This is a genomic window from Streptomyces sp. NPDC107559 (genome assembly GCF_055657365.1).
The window spans coordinates 756,392-773,645 of record NZ_JBVKBD010000002.1 but is presented as its reverse complement, the minus strand read 5'-3'; the positions used below and the strand labels follow the sequence as shown (position 1 = coordinate 773,645).

Below are 17,254 nucleotides of genomic sequence, written 5' to 3'. Positions count from 1 at the left end.
GCCGCGGAGCCGCGCCTAGGCCTCGGAGCGCGGGGTCCCCGTCGGACGGGTGCCCGCCTCGTGCGGCCAGTGCTCCAGCGCCACGTGCAGGGCGTCGATCGCGCGGTCCCAGGACTTCTGTACGTCACGAGGGGCGCCGAAGCCGCCGCCGGCCTCCAGGGCGCAGTAGCCGTGGAAGGTGCTGCGCAGCAGCCGTACGGCGTCGGTGAGGTCGGGTTCGTCGAGGCCGTAGGCGCGGAGCATGCCGTAGGTGATCTCGGCGGTGCGCAGCAGCGCCGGGGAGCCGGCGACGGTGGTCTGGTCTATGCGGCTCTGGGTGGCGGCGTACCGGCCCGGGTGGGTCAGGGCGTACTCCCGGTAGGCGTTCGCGAAGGCGGTCAGGGCGTCCTTGCCCGCGCGCCCGGCGACGGCCGCCGCGATCCGGTCGATCAGTTCGCCGCCCGCGGCCAGCGCGAGCCGGGTCCGCAGGTCCTGGAGGCTCTTGATGTGCGAGTACAGGCTCGCGTCCTTCACCCCGAAGTGCCGGGCCAGCGCGGACACGGTCACGTTCTCGAAACCGGCCTCGTCGGCGAGGTCGGCGGCGGCTGCGACGACCCGCTCGGTCGTGAGGCCGGCACGGGCCATGCGGTACTGCCTCCGTATCACTGGGCTGCAACCCGGAGCCTCCAGGGTGCAGCCCAGTGTAGGCAGTCCGCACGCCGCCGCCGGTCAGCCGATCGGTGCGTACACCACGCCCAGCTTGTCGATCTCGTCGCCCGAGCGGCCGGTGAAGCCGACGATCTGCCAGCCGGACGGCGCGGTGAACGTCTTCGTGTCGGACGTGGCCGTGCCGGCCGTCAGACCGCGGCCCTTGTCCGTGCCGAAGGCGGCCGAGAAGATCCGTGTCTGACCGTTCTTCTGACCCTCTGTCAGTGTCACGGAGGTGAGGTGCTCGCCGGACGCCAGGGTCAGGGCGACCGCCGTGCCGCCGGTGCCCCCGTGGGCCAGCGTCGTACCGCCGTCGTGCGTCAGCGACACCGCGTCCAGCCGGGCGGCGCCGCGCAGGGTCAGCGTGCGCGGGGCGAGGGCGGCCGGCAGGTCGTCGGCGTCGTCGAAGGCCGTGCCGCCCGTGCCGCCGAAGAAGTCACTGGCCCTCAGCGCGGAGTTCAGGGTGTACGAGAAGTCGACCGTGTGCGGGAAGTGGTCGGAGAGGTTGCCGCCCGCCGAGTCGAGGAACGACGCCCACTCGTCGTGGTAGCGGGTCGCGTCGAGGGTCACCAGCCTGCTGCCCCGGTAGAGGATCTTGTCCACCACCTCGCAGTCGTCGGTCGGCGCCGTGGGCGGGCACAGCAGCGCGTCCGCGCCCTGCGTCGGCCGGGTGCCGCCCTTGACCAGCTTCACCCATGCGTCCGTCAGGCCGTTGGCGTCGGCCAGCGTGCGGATGTTGTCGCCGCCGCGGGTGTACCGGGTGTTCGTGTCGCCCATGACGATCACGGCGTTGCCCGCGGAGTTCGCCTGGATGAAGGCGGACAGCTGGGTGATGTTGGCGCGGCGGGCGGCCAGCGCGTCGTCGGTGTCGTCCGCGTTGGTGTGGACGTTGTAGAGGTCCACGAAGACGCCCTCGGCGAGCCGGACCCGGGCGAGCGTGAAGCCCTTCGGGGTCAGGCAGTTGGTGCCGGTGCAGTCGCTCCACCTGACCCGCTGGAAGTCCTCGAACGGGTAGTCCGAGAGGGTGTTGAGGCCGTCGCCTATCCCGGCCCCGCCACTGGTCGCGGTGCGGTAGGCGTGGTTGTCGCCCGCGTACAGCGCCGCGTGGTAGTTGAAGTCCTCCTGGACGTTCACGATGTCGTACGCGCCCAGCCGCGGCGAGATCAGCGGGGTGTTGGTCGCCGGGTGGCCGGAGCTCAGCCCCTCCGGAAGGCCCGCGACGTTGTAGGTGAGGACGTTGAAGGTGCCGGTGCCGGCCGCCGCCGCGGGAGCCGAGCCGGCGGTGACCAGGCCGGTGAGGGCGAGCGCGGCGGCCGCGAGGGTGCCGATGAGTCGTCTCATGGTGGGGTGTCTCCGGTCGGAGGTGGGGGGAGGATGCACCCGGGAATGGGGGGCGCACCCGGGGGAGCGAGGTGCGCGGAGCGACGGTTCTCAGCGTGCGGTCAACCAGTGTGACGAACAAGGGTAGTTGGGGAAACTGTGAACGTCGTGCCGGGCACGGTGGGGCATGCCGCCGGCGCGGACGTCACATCGTTCCCAGTTCCCCCACCGCCGCGCGCAGGTGGGCCTGCTCCCCGGTCCGGCCGCCGCCCGCGCACCACCACACGATCCGGTCGTCCACGTCCCGCGGGTGCATGCCGAGGCCGTGCTCGGCGCACAGCGGCCAGGCCTGCCACAGGCGCTCGACGACCGACTCCTGGGCCGCGTCGACGACGTCCGCGAGCACATCGGCCGGGTCGTCCCGGTCGTGGTCGTGGTCCAGCGGGTTCCCGTGCCAGCTGCCGTCGGCCACCGCCACGTACACCTGCTCCGGTTCGTCCTCCTCCGGACCGGGCAGCGCCATCAGCCGCAGTTCCCCCTGCTCCGGCAGGGTCGCGGCCAGGTCCCTGTTGACCACGGCCAGCGCCTCCTCCCACAGCGGGTACGTGCCGGTCGGCACGGGGCGCGGGTCGAAGTCGGGGAGGGGACGGCGGCGGGGCGGAAACCGGTGCATGGTCTCATCGTGCCGTACCGCCCGACCCGCGGACCCGGCAGCCGGCGGACGTACGGTGGTCGACGACTTCGAGGCACAGGGGGCCGGATGGCACACGAGCGGGACCGCGACGGCGGCAAGCACGACAGAGCCGCACCGCACGAGCCGGCACACGGCGGACCGCCCGAGGTCACGCACGGCGGACCGCACGGCGGGCCGTCCGGGCCCGCGTACGGCGGGCCGCACGATCCGCCGCCCGCCGCCGTGCGTCCGCTGTGGCGGCAGCGGGACTTCGGGATCTTCTGGGCCGCGCAGACCCTCTCCGTCCTCGGCGACTCCTTCGCGCTGATCGCCCTGCCCCTGCTGGTGCTCCAGGCCACCGGATCCCTCGCGCGGATGGGGCTGCTGACGGCGGTGGGCGGCGCGGCCTCGGTGGTGGCGGCGCTGTTCGCGGGGGCGGTGGTGGACCGGGTCGACCGCCGCCGGCTGCTCATCGGCTGCGACCTCGTACGGATGGTGCTCTACGGGGTGATCCCGGTGGTGTGGCTGTTCGGCCCGCAGGTCTGGCTGCTGTACGCGATCCTGCCGTTGTGCGAGGCCGTCGGCATGCTGTTCGCCGTCGGCTATGTCACCGTCGTGCGGAGTCTGGTGCGGGGCGCCAGGCTGACCGAGGCCAACGGGCGGCTGAACGCGACCGCCGCCGCGGCCGGTGTGCTCGGCCCGCTGGGCGCCGGGCTGGTGGCCGCCTGGACGGGCCCGGCGGCGGCCGTCGGCGTGGACGCGGCCAGCTTCGGGGTGTCGGCCGCCTGCATGGTCCTCGTACGGTTCCGGGGGCGGGCCGGGGGCGGCGCGGACCGGCCGGACGAGCGGGCCGGGCTCTGGCGCGACCTGCGGACCGGGGTCTCCTTCCTGTACGGCCACCCGGTGCTGCGCGCGCTCACCGTCCTCCTCTTCGTCTTCAGCTTCCTCACCCTGGGCCTGACCGACCTGGTCATCTACCACGTGAAGCACGATCTGCGGCACGACGACGGCACGGTCGGCAGCGTGCTGGCCGTCGGCGCGCTCGGCACGATCACCGGTTCGCTGCTGGTCGCCCGGGTCCGCGGCCGGTTCGGCTTCGGCCCGACCTGGACCGGCGCGGTGGCGCTGTCCGGGCTCGCCTTCACCGGGCTGGGCCGGGCGGCGGAGGTACCCGTCGTCGCGGCCCTGAGCGCGGCCTTCATGGCCTGTGTGGCCGTGGCCGGCACCTGCTCGATGTCGCTGCGCCAGGAGGTCACCCCTGAACTTCTGCTGGGCCGGGTCACCTCCGCCTTCTGGACCCTTCAGTACGCGGCCGCCCCGGTCGGCGCGGTCGTCCTGACCGGGGCGGCGCAGCGGTGGGGCACGGCGCCCGTCGGGCTGGCGGCCGGCACGGCCTGTGTCCTGGTCGCGGTCGCCGCGCTGTTCACGCCGCTGCGCGGACCGGACCGCGGCGGACCGGTTCACGGCTGACCGGACCGCGGCGGAGCGGTCCACGGCCGACCGGACCGCGGCAGACCGGTCCACGGCGGACCGGACCGCGCGGTGACGGACTCCGGCCCGGTCAGTCCGTCGCGGAGAAGACGAAGGAGAACTCCGCGGGTCGGGCGTGCAGGAAGTACTGCGGGAGCGGGCCCGGGCCGCAGGACTGCGAGCCGATGCCGTGCTGGCCGTGGTCGAGGTTGACCCACACCGTGTCGCCGGGCGTGAGGTCCGTCAGGTGCGCGGCCGTGTCCAGTTGTTCGGCGGTCCAGCGCCGGGCGGTGAACCAGAACTCCGGCTCCCCCTCGATCCGCAGGCCGCCGAGCTCCACCCAGCGGACGTCGGCGCGGGCGCCGTTCTCCTGCGGGCGGACGTACGGCGTCTGCATCCCGTCCACCCGGGACTGCCAACGGGCCACCATTGAAGCCGACTTGGTGTCCGGATAAGCCTCGCCCGGACCGCCGCCGTACCAGCGCACCAGGTCGGCCGAGGCGGGCAGGCCGAGGCGGACGCCGAGCCGGGGCAGCGGCAGCCGCCACTCGCCCTCGGGGGTCACGGACACCGTCAGCCGCAGCCGGCGGCCGTCCGAGGTCCAGCGGTACACCGTGTTCAGGCCCACCTCGCGGGCGGCCGGTGCCACCCGGGTGCGTACCGTCAGCGTGTCGTCGCCCGGCTCCACCGCGTCCAGCCGGTGTTGCATCCGGTGCAGCCCCAACTGGCGCCACAGCACGCCGTGGCGGGTGTCCGACTGCCAGGGGGCGCCGTCGTCGTTGTCGGTGATCGCCCGCCACACGTCCAGGCGCGGCCCGATGAGCTGCACGCCGCCGATCGAGGTGAGCCGGCCGGTGCGGGCGTCGAACACGGCGGGCCCGAGGGCGATCCGGCCGTCCGTGCGCACGGGCCGCTCGGCCGGGGCCACCGGCACCGGGATGCGGGGTGTGACGGGGAACTGGCCCCAGCCGACCACATGTCCGCGCGGCGCCCACGCGGTGTCGGCCGCCAGCAGCGCCCGTACCGTGCACCGGGTCTCCGCGTCCCCCCGGTCCTCGGGCGGCTGCGGCAGCTTCACGTCGGCCGACTCGCCCGCCGCCAGCGCGGGGACGGACAGGGTGCCCGACTCGACGCTCTCGCCGTCGCGTTCGTACGACCAGGTGAAGGCGAGGGCGGAGAGGTCGGCGAAGTCGTAGCGGTTGGTCACCCGGACGGTGCCGTACGGGCCGCCCTCGATGCGCACCGGCTCGATCACCTTCTTGTACTCGACGAGTCCGGGCGACGGCTCCCGGTCGGGGAACAGCAGGCCGTCGCAGACGAAGTTGGAGTCGTGCAGCTCCTCGCCGAAGTCGCCGCCGTAGGCGTAGCCCAGCTCCGGGTGCCGGATGCCGTGGTCGATCCACTCCCAGACGAATCCGCCCTGGAGCCGGTCGTGGGCCTCGAAGATCCGCTGGTAGTCGGCGAGTCCGCCGGGTCCGTTGCCCATCGCGTGCGCGTACTCGCAGAGGATGAAAGGCAGTTGGCGGCGCCTGCGGGTTCCGCCGTCCAGCCCCTGTCCGATCCGCTCGACCTCGGCGTGGGAGGCGTACATCCGCGTGTACATGTCGGTGTCACGGCAGTCGGGGTCGCCCTCGTAGTGGACGAGCCGTGAGGTGTCCCGGGCGTGGATCCACTCGGCCATCGCGGTCAGTCCGCGGCCGGTGCCTGCCTCGTTGCCGAGGGACCAGACGACGACGGACGGGTGGTTCTTGTCCCGTTCGACCATGCGGGCGGCCCGGTCCAGCAGCGCCGGGGTCCAGCGGTCGTCGTCGACGGGATTGTCCCGCCAGCCCTGTTCGGTGAAGCCGTGGGTCTCCAGGTCGCACTCGTCGATCACCCACAGGCCGTACTCGTCGCACAGGTCGAGGAAGGCCGGGTGCGGCGGGTAGTGCGAGGTGCGCACGGCGTTGATGTTGTGCCGTTTCATCAGCAGCACGTCCGCCAGCATGGTCGCCGGGTCGAGGGCGCGGCCCCGCTCCGGGTGCCACTCGTGCCGGTTGACGCCCTTGAACAGCAGCGGCCTGCCGTTGACCTGGATCAGCCCGTCCGCGAGCCGCACGGTACGGAAGCCGATCCGCAGCGGGATCCGCTCGCCCTCGGTGGTGAGCACCCCGTCGTACAGGCGCGGGGTCTCCGCGGTCCACGGCTCGACGGGGACGGTGACCGGTTCGCCGGTGGCGACGTCGACGCCGAGGGCGGGCACCGTCACCCGGCCGTCGACGTCGGAGTCGACGCGCAGGGTGCCTTCGCCCGCGGTGTGGTCGTAGGAGGCGTGCACGAAGAAGTCGAGGGCGCCGCCCGCCGGGCGGTGCAGCAGGGTCACGTCACGGAAGACGCCCGGCAGCCACCACTGGTCCTGGTCCTCGAGGTAGGAGCCGGCCGACCACTGGTGGACGCGGACCGCGAGCACGTTCCCGGCGGGCCTGAGCAGATGCCCGACCGCGAACTCGTGCGCCAGTCGGGAGCCCTTGAACTCGCCGATGTCCGTGCCGTTCAGCCAGACCCGGGCGCAGGACTCCACACCGTCGAAGCGCAGCACCGCGCCGCCCTCGGCGAGGTCGGGCCAGTCCTCGGGCAGGTCGAAGGAGCGCAGGTGGTCGCCGGTCGGGTTGTCCGTCGGGACGCGCGGCGGGTCGACCGGGAAGGGGTAGAGATGGTTGGTGTAGACGGGCGAACCGTGCCCCTGGAGCACCCAGTGCCCCGGGACCGTCACCTGCGCCCAGTCCCCGGCGTCGTACCCCTCCTCGGCGAAGGAGTCGTCCTGCGCGTCCGCGGTCGGCGACAGCCGGAAGCGCCAGCTGCCGTTGAGGGAGAGGGACGCGGCGTCCGAGGACGCGTACCAGGCGCGCGGTGGCAGGGCTCCGCTGCCGGGGGAGACGTCCTCGACGTAGTCGGTTGCGGTGACGGAGGTGCGAGCAGACATCGGTCTCCAGATCCTGGGTGGAAGGCGTCAGCCCTTGATGCCGGTCTGCGCGATCCCCTGCACCAGCCAGCGCTGGAGGAAGAGGAACACGAGGAGCAGCGGCAGCAGGGAGATGGCGGTCGCCATGAAGATCAGGTGGTAGTTGACGGTCTGGTTGGTCATGTACGACGACAGCGCGACCTGGACCGTCCAGGCGCCCGGGTCCTGGCCGATGACCAGCGGCCACAGGAAGGAGTTCCAGCCGTTGATGAAGGTGATCGTCGCCAGCGCCGCGAAGAAGTTCAGCGAGTTGGGTACGACGACCCGCCAGTACGCGCCCCAGTAGCCGAGCCCGTCCACGCGTGCCGCCTCCTCCAGCTCCTTGGGGAACCCCAGGAAGTACTGCCGGAACAGAAAGCACGTGAAACCACTGAAAAGCCCCGGGATGATCAGACCGCGGTAGCTGTCCACCCAGCCGAGCGACGAGACCAGCACGAAGCTCGGGACGAAGGTGACGGCGGTCGGCACCATCAGGGTGAACAGGACGGCGTAGAAGATCTTGTTGGCGTGCCGGTAGGGGATGCGGGCCAGGCCGTAGCCGGCGAGCGAGCAGACCAGCAGGGTGCCGGCCGTGTGCAGGACGCCGACGATCAGCGAGTTCACCATCGATCTGCCGAAGTCGACCGTCGGGTCGCGGAAGGGTTCGGTGATGTTGCCCCACTGGATGTCGGTGGGGAAGAACTTCCAGTTCTCGCCGGTGATCTCAGGGTCCGTGGACAGCGCGTTGCGCACCAGCAGGTAGAACGGGATCAGGAAGAGCACGGCGGCGACGCCGATGGCGAGGTACAGACCGGTGGAGCTCATCGGGCCGGTGCGCCGGACCCGGCGCGGGCGGCCGGTGCGGGGTGCGGTGGTGCTCACCTGGACTCCTCTCCCCGCCCGAATCCCATGAGCCTGCCCTGGAACAGGGTGACCACGCAGATCAGCAGGGTCAGCATGACCGCGCCCGCGCTGCCCGCGCCGTAGTCCTGGTTCTGGCCGAGGGCCATGTAGTAGAGCTCGACGAGCGGCGGCCGGCCCCAGGTGGTCTTCGACAGCAGGTTGAAGAATTCGTCGAAGGCCTGGTAGGCGGCCACCAGCAGCAGCAGGACCACGGCGGTCGAGGTCGCGCGCAGCTGCGGGAGCGTGATGTGCCGGAAGGTCTGCCAGCCCCGCTTCGCCCCGTCGATCGCGGCGGCCTCGTACAGCTCCTGCGGGATGTTCTGGAGGGCCGCCAGGAACAGGATCATGTAGAAGCCGGACTGGAGCCACAGACGGGCGGTCACGACGACCAGCCAGTACCACGGCGGGTCGGGGTCGGCGAGCCAGGCGATGTTGTCCACGCCGAACCAGCCGATGACGGTGTTGGCCAGGCCGAAGCGGACGCCGTTGAAGAGGGACATCTTCCAGATCAGCGAGGCGGCGACATAGCTGCACGCGGTCGGCAGGAAGAACACCGAGCGGAAGAACGCCCGCATGAAGCGCATCCGGTTCACCAGCAGCGCCAGGCCCAGCGAGAGCGCCCAGGTGGTGGGGACGATGAGCGCGGCGAACACGGTGAAGGTGAGCAGCGCGCCGGTGAAGTTGCCGTTGTCCAGCATCTGCCGGTAGTTGGCGAACCCGGTGAACTTGTCGGGGGTGACGGTGAAACGCGCCTCGAAGAAGCTGAGCCAGACACTCCAGCCGATGGGCACGTAGACGAAGATCACCAGGCCGATGAGGAAGGGGCCGGTGAAGAGCCAGAAGTTGAGGGTGGGGCTGGACCGCGGGCCCCGCCGCGGCCGGGCCGTGGCGGCCTCGGCCGGGGCGGGACGGGTGCGGTCGAGCCTGCTCGTCGTCGACATGTCGGGGTCGGTCCGCCGGCCTATCCGAAGAGCTTCTCGAGCTCGGCGGACACCGTCTTCTCGGCCGTGTCGAGCGAGGCCTTCGGGTCGCCGTTCTTGCGGACGCAGTCGGCGAAGACGTTCTCGGTGGCGGTGATCATGGCCTGGGTCCAGCCGATGTTGTCGAAGTGCCCGTACTCGTCGAAGAGTCTGACGCCGTCGGCGGGCAGACCGGACTTGAGCTTGGTGGCGGACGCGGCGATCGAGGAGCGCGGCGGGATGTGGAAGCCGTAGGACAGGGACCAGTCCTCCTGGTACTTCTTCTGCTCGATCCACAGCCACTTCACGTACTCCTTGGCCGCGTCGACGTTCTTGCCCTTGGCGTTGACGAACATCGACCAGCCGCCGTTGTAGACCGAGGGCTTGCCCGCGTCGGTGGCCTTCGGGAAGGGGAAGACGCCGAGGTCGTCGCCGAGAGCCTGCTGCATGGCCGGCATGGCCCACATGCCGCAGAACTGGATCGCGCACAGACCCTGGTTGATGGCGGACGGGTCCCAGTAGTCGGCCGGGGCGCCCAGCAGCAGGCTGCCGCTGGTGAACAGCTTGCGCATCTTCGTCAGGCCCTCGGCGACCCCGTCGGTGTTGAAGGCGGGCTTGTTGCCGGCGTCGAGGGTGTCGGCGCCGGAGGACCAGATCAGCGGGTTGATGACCGCGTGCAGGTCGTTGCCGAGGAAGGCGCCCTTGACCTTGCCGGTGGTGAGCTTGGCGGCGGCCTCGATCAGTTCGTCGAGGGTCTGCGGCACCGCGACCTTCGCCTTCTCCAGCATCGACTTGCGGTAGAAGAAGAACTGCGGGTCGTCGATCATCCGGACGCCGTACGTCTTGCCGTCGACCGTGTGCGAGGCGATGTCGGCCTGGTTGAAGTCGGACTTGACCGGGTCGATGATGTCGGTCAGGTCCGCCACCTGGCCGCTCTTGACGAGCTGGATCTGCGGGTGGAACTCGAACAGGTCGGGCGCGTTCGCGGTGAGCAGGGTCGCGAACAGCTTGCTCTCGAAGTCGGAGCCGGTGATCCACTGCGTGCTGACGTCGGCCTTCGTGTACGCCTTCGCGTACTTCTTGATGGCCTGCTCGGTGCCCGCCTCGCCGTAGGCGTGGAAGTACTGCACGAGGCGGTCGCCCGAACCCGACCCGCCGCCACGGCCGTTGTTGCTGCCGCAGGCGGCCAGCGTGCCCGCGGCCGCCATGCCCGCAGCGGCCCGGAAGAGCGATCGGCGGGACCAGTTGCTGTTGCTCGATGCCGACATGGTGACGTCCTTGTCTTGAGTACGGCTGTGGCTCCACGGCTGCGCCGCCGCCTGGCGGACATTTGCGTTGCGGTGCGGGACGTTAACCTTCGGCTAAGGCTTCGGCAAGGGGTTGGACGAAGTCCGCCCGAAGCGTTGCCTCCGGTTCGGAATCACGAACAAGACTCAGACGTACGGGAGTTGAGGACCGCCGGCTCAGGTAACCGGCGGTCCTCGGTCCAGGGGCGGCTGCGGCCCGGTCCGGGCCCGCTCCGCGGCTGCGAACGTCAGGAAGCCGGTGCGGTACGGCTGCGCGCGGGCGTCGCCCGCCTGGGGCCGCGCTGCCCCACCGACTGGAGGGCGCCTTCCAGGGCGAAGGTCGCCGCGCCCAGGCACACCGGGTCGGTGGGGATGGGCGAGAGGACGATCTCGGTGGCGGCCAGCGGACGCCGCAGCGCGTGCCGGGCGACGGCCTCGCGCACTTCGAGGACCAGCGGCTCGCCGAGCCGGGAGGCGACCCAGCTGCTCAGCACGACCACTTCGGGGTTGAGGAGGTTGACCAGGTCGGCGACGGCGGCGCCGAGATAGCGGGCGGTGTCGCGGACCACCCCGACCGCCACCGGGTCGCCGGCCGCCATGCCCCGCGCCAGCGCGTCGATGGTGGCCGTCTGGTCCCCCGGATGCAGCAGGGCGCTGCGCGGGCTCAGCTCCCGCAGGTTCAGCATGATTCCGGGCGCACCGACGTACGTCTCCACACAGCCGTGGTTGCCGCAGTGGCACGGCCGCCCGTCCAGCACCAGCGTGGTGTGGCCCCACTCGCCGGCGCTGTTGCTCACCCCCCGGTGCAGCCCGCCGCCCAGGACGAGCCCGGCGCCCACGCCGGTGCCGAGATTGACCACCACCGCGTCCTCGCGGCCCCGCGCGGCCCCGAACCACAGCTCGGCGACCGCGCAGGCGCGCAGCGGATTGTCCAGATAGAGCGGATAGGCGATGTGCTCGGCGAGCAGGTCGAGCAGCGGCACGTCGTGCCAGTCCCAGTTCGGCGCGTACTCCGAGAGCCCGCTGTCGCGGTCCACCTGCCCCGGCACGCTCACCCCGACCCCGAGGACCCGGGCCGCCTCGACCCCGGCCTGCGCGACCACCGAGCCGACGGCGGCCGCCACATGGCCGACCACCTGCTCCGGCAGGCTCTCGCCGGGGCGTACGTCCTCCTCCGCGCGGGCCAGCACGTTCAGCGCGAGGTCGAACAGCTCCACATGGACGTACGTCTCCGCGATGTCGACACCGATCAGCGCGCCGCCGGAGGAGTCGACGGCCACCAGGCCCCGGGGGCGCCCGCCGGCCGAGTCCTCGAAGCCGACCTCCGTGATCATGTGCAGGTCGAGCAGCTCGCCGACCAGCGTGGCGACCGTGGCGAGACTGAGGCCGGTGGCCACCGCCAGTTCCTGCCGGGAGGTGGGCGACGCGGCGATGATCTGGCGCAGCACCTCGTAGCGGTTGGCGGTGCGGATGTCGCGTGACGTGCGCTTCACCGAAAGCCCTCGTTCCTTCCGGTCCCGGCCGGAGCCACGTCGGCACCGGCGCGGCGTCAGGCTATGGGGCGGCCGGGGCTTTCGACAAGGGGTTAGGAAAGGGGGTGTACAAAGTCAGCCGACCAGCACGTCCCGGACGAACGCGTTGGTGAACTTCCCGGTCGGATCCACTTCCCGGACCAGCGCGCGGAAGTCGTCCAGCCGCGGGTAGCGCCCGCGCAGCCGCTCGGCCGGCACGGTGAACACCTTGCCCCAGTGCGGCCGCGGGTCGAAGGCGTCCAGCGCCCCCTCCACCCGCCGCACCACCGGAAGGACGGCGTCCGTGTCGTCGGTCCAGGTGAAGTGCAGGGCCACGGTGTCCCGCCCGTACGACGGGCTCAGCCACTGCTCGTCCGCGGCCACGGTGCGCACCTCGCAGATCTGGAGCACGGGCGCGACGGCCGCCCGGACCGCGTCGATCGCGTGCAGTGCGTCCAGGGCGCGGGACCGCTCGATCAGGTACTCCGACTGGAGCTCGGCACCGCTGCTGGGCGTGAACTCCGCCCGGAAGTGCGGCAGCCGCTCGTGCCAGGGCCCCGGCGCCCCGAGCTGCCGGGTGCAGTTGGCCGCGGGCATCCCCGGCACCGGGTGCAGCGCCTCGGTGGCGGGCGTGGCCGGCGGCCGGGCGGCGGGCGGCTGGTCGGTGCGCCGCTTGAGCCACACCTGCCGGAAGCCCGGCGCACGCCAGTCGGTGAACAGGCTCACGCTGTACGCGGCCGCCATCACCGACTCGAAGTCCAGCCCCGCGAGCGGGAGTTCGGTGAACACCTGCTGCTCGACGGTGAAGGAGGGCTCCAGGTCGAGGGTGAGCGCGGTGACCACACCGAGCGCGCCGAGCGAGGTGACCGCCCCGCCGAACCGGTCGTCCCCGCGCCCGAGGACGAGCGTCGACCCGTCGGCGGTGACGATCTCCACCTCCCGCACGGGCGCCGCGAGCGACCCGTTGCCGACCCCCGACCCGTGGGTGCCGGTCGCCACCGACCCGGCCACGGAGATGTGCGGCAGGGACGCCATGTTGGGCAGCGCGAGCCCGTGCCGGTCCACCTGCCGGGCGAGCTCCGCGTACCGGACGCCGCCGCCGACCCGTACCGTACGGGCGTCCGTGTCGACGTCGATCTCGGCCGGCAGCGCGTCGAGCGAGACCAGCACCCCCTCGCCGCCGGGCTCCGCGATCTCGTTGAACGAGTGACCGCTGCCCAGCGCCCGCACCCGCGCGTTCCCCGCCACGACCGAGCGCAGCGCGTCCGCCGAGCGCGGCCGGTGCACCTCCTTGGCGGCGTATGTGACGTTACCCGCCCAGTTGCTCACCAGCTCGGCCATGCGGTCGTCCCTCCGGGAGGATCGAGATCGGAACATCCCCGTTGAACCTACCTCGTCCCGACCGGCGGCCGAACGTCTCCCGGTACGGGCGTTTTGTACGGGTCTCGCGCCACGCGGAGGCCCCGCCCGCACCCGCGCGGGACCGTGGGCATACCGTGAGGAGTCGTACACCCGAGGCGGAGGAGAAGTCGGGATGGGCAGCCGTACCGCGCTGGTCGAGGATCTGATGGAGCGCTTTCCGCATGTGCCGCGGGAGGCGGTCTTCAAGGAGGACCTGCTCCGGGGCGGCGTGGCCTTCGACCCGTCGGCCCTGAGCGACAACGAGGCCGGTGAGGTCAAGCCGAAGTCGTACTTCATCTTCTCCTTCGACCACGGCACCCTGCCCGAGCTCGGCGAGGCCGCGCTCAGGCGCCCGCCGGAGGAGATCATCCTCACCGGAGGGCCTTACGACCTGCGCCGGACCGTCGTCTCGGTGCGCGTGAACCCGACCTCGCCCTACCGTGTCGCCGCCGACGCGGAGGGCCTGCTAGGGCTCTACCTCGACGGCAGGCGGATCGCCGACGTCGGCGTGCCGCCCATGCCCGAGTACTACCGGCACAAGCTCTCCAACGGGAAGTCCGTCATGGAGGTGGCCCCCACCATCCAGTGGGGCTACCTGATCTACCTGACCGTCTTCCGGGTCTGCCAGTACTTCGGCGCCAAGGAGGAGTGCCAGTACTGCGACATCAACCACAACTGGCGCCAGCACAAGGCCGCCGGGCGGCCGTACACGGGTGTCAAGGACGTGGAGGAGGTGCTGGAGGCGCTGGAGATCATCGACCGGTACGACACCGCGAAGACCTCCACCGCCTACACGCTGACCGGCGGAGCGATCACCAAGACGGTCTCCGGCCGCGACGAGGCCGACTTCTACGGCCACTACGCCAAGGCCATCGAGGAGCGCTTCCCCGGCCGCTGGATCGGCAAGGTCGTCGCCCAGGCCCTGCCCAAGGACGACGTCCAGCGGTTCAAGGACTACGGCGTGCAGATCTACCACCCCAACTACGAGGTGTGGGACGAGTACCTGTTCAAGATGTACTGCCCGGGCAAGGAGCGGTACGTCGGCCGGGACGAGTGGCACAAGCGGATCCTGGACTCGGCCGAGATCTTCGGCGCCCGCAACGTGATCCCCAACTTCGTGGCCGGTGTGGAGATGGCCGAGCCGTTCGGGTTCAAGACCGTCGACGAGGCCATCGCCTCCACCACCGAGGGCCTGCGCTTCTTCATGTCGCAGGGCATCACGCCCCGCTTCACCACCTGGTGCCCCGAGCCCACGACCCCGCTGGGCAAGGCCAACCCGCAGGGCGCTCCGCTGGAGTACCACATCCGGCTCCTGGAGGCCTACCGGGCCACGATGGACGACTTCGGCCTCTCCTCCCCGCCCGGATACGGCCCGCCCGGCCCCGGCAACGCCGTCTTCTCCGTGAGCTCCTTCATGGACAGCCTCCCGGCGAACGACACGGCGAACGACACGGCGAACGACACGGCGAAGGAGGCCGTGGACAAGGCGTGAGCGGGACCGTGAACGAGGTGTGAGCGGGGCCGCGAACCAGGCGGACGGGGCGGACGGGACCGCGGCGGTGTGACGCGTGATGCACGCGGTGAGTACAAGTACCGTCGCAGTCCGTACAGTAGGGCGGAGCCGAGGGGGCTTTCGTGTCAGGCCTGCCGCCCGCGCGACCGTCACGCCATGACATCTGAAAACGGCGCTTGTCAGTTGTGACAGGGACGTGAAAGGGTCGGGCCCTGCCGCGAGGTACCCCCCAACTCCTTCGCCGAATACGGCGAGTTGACCTCGATCCTGGATGCAGGAGAACCATGCCCGACCTGCCGACCCCTCGGGACGCCGCCGAGGCCGCACTGTTCTCGGAATGCTGGGACGCGGTGCTTTCCTACGCGGATCTGTGCACGGCCGGTTCCGCGGCCGCCCAGCAACTGGCCAGGGACGCCTTCGCACTCGGTATACGCGAAGCCCGCGAGGCCGAGACGAACGGTCGGCGCGGCGCCGGCCGGCGCCCCTCCGGGCTGCCCAGGATCCCCCTGCTGCTGACCGCCGTACGCACCACGGCGGCCGCCTGGGAGGCCGCGGGCCACGGGCACAGGCTCGACCCCGACCTGCGCCTGTGGCTCAACTCGGACAAGGCCGCCCGCTACACCGGACCGCCCCTGCACCGCCCCATCGCGCTGCGCGGCCTGCGCGACATGCAGGAGCCGGACGCGGCACTGCTGTGGCTCGCCGAGGTCGAGGCAATGCCGCTGCGGGCGGTGGCCCGCAGGCTCGGCCTCGACCCGGCCGCCGCCGGCGAGGAACTCGACCAGGTGCGCGGCCTGTTCCGGGACCGCTGCCACCGCAACCACCTCGACACACCGCTCGACGGGGAGTGCCGCAGCTACCGCCGGCTGCTGGACGCGGTCACCCGCTCGCCCGTCGCCGACACCCCCGAGGACCTGTCCCGGCATCTCGCCACCTGCGTGGAGTGCGCCGAGGCCGCGGCCTGTCTGCGACTCCAGGGCGGCGGACTGCCCGCCGCACTCGCCGGCGGCGTGATCGGCTGGGGCGGCCTCGCCTACCTGGAGCGCCGCCGCCGCGCCGTCGAGGTGCGGCTCGGCACGCCCCCGCCCGAGGACAAGGACGCGGACGGCGACCAGACCCAGGGCGGCACCCACAAGGCGCGCGCCGTGCGCAACGGACTCCTCGTCACCGCGGTCCTGGTCTCGATGCTCGCCCTCGCCGTGTCGATGATGCCCTTCGGTGACGACGGCGCCGACACCGCGGCCGTCGGCGACGACCGTCAGCCGGTGGCCGACCTTCACCCTCCCGTGCCGTCCGGCACCGCCACCCGGTCCGCGCCGGTCACCCACGAGGCCCCGCGGCCCACCGCCGACAGCGCGTCGGCCACCCCCAGCCACGACGACCCCGACCCCGAACCCCAGGGCACCGCCTCCACCACCGCGGCCGCCGCGGACCACCCGTCGGCTCCCGCGCAGACCGGCGCGCCCGTCTGCCACGTCCACTACGACCTCGACAGCGAATGGACCGACGGCTTCCAGGCCAGGGTCACCGTCACCACCGTGCGGGCCCTCGACACCTGGCAGGTCGCCTGGTCCTTCCGCGACGGCCAGCGGGTCGGCCAGATGTGGGACGCGAGCGTCGCCCAGAGCGGCTCCCGCGTCACCGCGACCGCGGCCGACTACAACAAGTCCGTCGCCGCGAACGGCACCTTCGCCTTCGGCTTCCTCGGCACCTGGCAGGGCACCAACTCGGCGCCGTACGGCTTCACCCTCAACGGTCAGGACTGCGCCCGGTCCTGACCGCCGCGCTCCCTCGACGGGGCCCGGCACGACAAGAGTTCGTTCATCGGCCCCCCAGGGTCTGTCCGGCGGATCCCGCCGCACAGACCCTGGTTCCGGCAGGGGCTCAGCGTTTGAGCGTGAAGGTGAAGTCGCCGGAGAGCCTGCCGCTCAGCCGGACCGCCGAGACGAGTCTGCCGTCCGTGATCAGTCTCTCGACCTCGGCCCGTGACAGACCGCAGCCCTCGGCGATCAGCCGCACCGGCCGGACGGGTATCCGCGCCGCGAAGCGGACCGAGACGTCGATCACCTCGCGGTCCAGGTGATCCGATCCGCCGGTGTCCAGGCGCCAGGCGTCGTCCCAGTCGAGGGAGACGTGGTTGCGGCGCCGCACGGCCGGGTCCTGGAGCAGTTCCGCCGCCAGGGAGGGGTCGTTGTCATGCAGCCGGTCCAGCAGCTCGGGTCGTACGGAGCGCACGTTCATCCGCTCCATGACCGTGAGCTTCGTGGTCTCCCCGCAGCCGGTGCACAGCGCGAGGAGCCAGACGTCTATGAGTTTGTGGTTCGCGTTGACGCGGAATTTGCCGCTCGTGCGGAAACTGTCGGACGCGCACACATGGCAACGACGGCGAATTAGCGGCAGACGGACAGGTTCGACTACCCAGTTTTCGAGCACAGAAGTACACCTGATTTCAGTGAGAAGCTCGCAGCAAAAAGCAGCGCGACACAAATGCGTGACGCGCGACGAATTAGCGCTTGGGAGGTCTCACGAGGTGTACAACGGCATGTCCCTG

Annotated in this window: 13 protein-coding genes; 3 read left to right on the top strand and 10 right to left on the bottom strand. The window is 71.5% G+C overall.

Annotated elements, in window-relative coordinates:
• Positions 1-15: 15 nt before the first annotated feature.
• The 3 genes from ACZ7OY_RS09885 to ACZ7OY_RS09875 form a co-directional block, all read right to left on the bottom strand.
• Positions 16-624: a TetR/AcrR family transcriptional regulator gene (locus ACZ7OY_RS09885; RefSeq protein WP_471910922.1), complete on the bottom strand. Its 609-nt coding sequence runs from the start codon at positions 622-624 to the stop codon at positions 16-18.
• Positions 625-708: 84 nt separating this feature from the next.
• Complete coding sequence (locus ACZ7OY_RS09880) at positions 709-2,028, bottom strand: jacalin-like lectin (RefSeq protein WP_471910921.1); 1,320 nt, start codon at positions 2,026-2,028, stop codon at positions 709-711.
• 184 nt (positions 2,029-2,212) lie between these two features.
• Positions 2,213-2,680 (bottom strand): hypothetical protein, encoded by a 468-nt coding sequence (locus tag ACZ7OY_RS09875; protein WP_471910920.1) that lies wholly within the window; start codon positions 2,678-2,680, stop codon positions 2,213-2,215.
• An 87-nt stretch (positions 2,681-2,767) separates the two neighbouring features.
• Here ACZ7OY_RS09875 and ACZ7OY_RS09870 point away from each other — a divergent pair, with 87 nt between their 5' ends.
• On the top strand, positions 2,768-4,150 hold the full coding sequence (locus ACZ7OY_RS09870) for an MFS transporter (protein ID WP_471910919.1): 1,383 nt from the start codon (positions 2,768-2,770) through the stop codon (positions 4,148-4,150).
• A 91-nt stretch (positions 4,151-4,241) separates the two neighbouring features.
• Here ACZ7OY_RS09870 and ACZ7OY_RS09865 read toward each other — a convergent pair whose 3' ends face one another.
• The 6 genes from ACZ7OY_RS09865 to ACZ7OY_RS09840 all read right to left on the bottom strand — a co-directional run bounded on the left by ACZ7OY_RS09865 (position 4,242) and on the right by ACZ7OY_RS09840 (position 13,130).
• Positions 4,242-7,112, bottom strand: a complete 2,871-nt coding sequence (locus ACZ7OY_RS09865; protein WP_471910918.1) for a glycoside hydrolase family 2 TIM barrel-domain containing protein — start codon at positions 7,110-7,112, stop codon at positions 4,242-4,244.
• A gap of 27 nt (positions 7,113-7,139) precedes the next feature.
• Positions 7,140-8,012 (bottom strand): carbohydrate ABC transporter permease, encoded by an 873-nt coding sequence (locus ACZ7OY_RS09860; RefSeq protein WP_471910917.1) that lies wholly within the window; start codon positions 8,010-8,012, stop codon positions 7,140-7,142.
• Positions 8,009-8,974: a carbohydrate ABC transporter permease gene (locus tag ACZ7OY_RS09855; RefSeq protein ID WP_471910916.1), complete on the bottom strand. Its 966-nt coding sequence runs from the start codon at positions 8,972-8,974 to the stop codon at positions 8,009-8,011. Before ACZ7OY_RS09855 ends, ACZ7OY_RS09860 begins: the two co-directional genes overlap by 4 nt.
• 20 nt (positions 8,975-8,994) lie before the next feature.
• Positions 8,995-10,260: an ABC transporter substrate-binding protein gene (locus tag ACZ7OY_RS09850; RefSeq protein ID WP_471910915.1), complete on the bottom strand. Its 1,266-nt coding sequence runs from the start codon at positions 10,258-10,260 to the stop codon at positions 8,995-8,997.
• Between the two features lie 266 nt (positions 10,261-10,526).
• On the bottom strand, positions 10,527-11,771 hold the full coding sequence (locus ACZ7OY_RS09845) for an ROK family protein (protein ID WP_471910914.1): 1,245 nt from the start codon (positions 11,769-11,771) through the stop codon (positions 10,527-10,529).
• 114 nt (positions 11,772-11,885) lie between these two features.
• On the bottom strand, positions 11,886-13,130 hold the full coding sequence (locus tag ACZ7OY_RS09840; protein WP_471910913.1) for an FAD-binding protein: 1,245 nt from the start codon (positions 13,128-13,130) through the stop codon (positions 11,886-11,888).
• Between the two features lie 193 nt (positions 13,131-13,323).
• Here ACZ7OY_RS09840 and ACZ7OY_RS09835 point away from each other — a divergent pair, with 193 nt between their 5' ends.
• Positions 13,324-14,682: a radical SAM protein gene (locus ACZ7OY_RS09835; protein WP_471910912.1), complete on the top strand. Its 1,359-nt coding sequence runs from the start codon at positions 13,324-13,326 to the stop codon at positions 14,680-14,682.
• 305 nt (positions 14,683-14,987) lie between these two features.
• Complete coding sequence (locus tag ACZ7OY_RS09830) at positions 14,988-16,481, top strand: cellulose binding domain-containing protein (RefSeq protein ID WP_471910911.1); 1,494 nt, start codon at positions 14,988-14,990, stop codon at positions 16,479-16,481.
• Positions 16,482-16,587: 106 nt separating this feature from the next.
• On the opposite strand, the gene ACZ7OY_RS09825 is transcribed toward ACZ7OY_RS09830, so the two are convergent.
• Complete coding sequence (locus ACZ7OY_RS09825; protein WP_471910910.1) at positions 16,588-17,136, bottom strand: DUF1062 domain-containing protein; 549 nt, start codon at positions 17,134-17,136, stop codon at positions 16,588-16,590.
• Between the last annotated feature and the right edge of the window lie 118 nt (positions 17,137-17,254).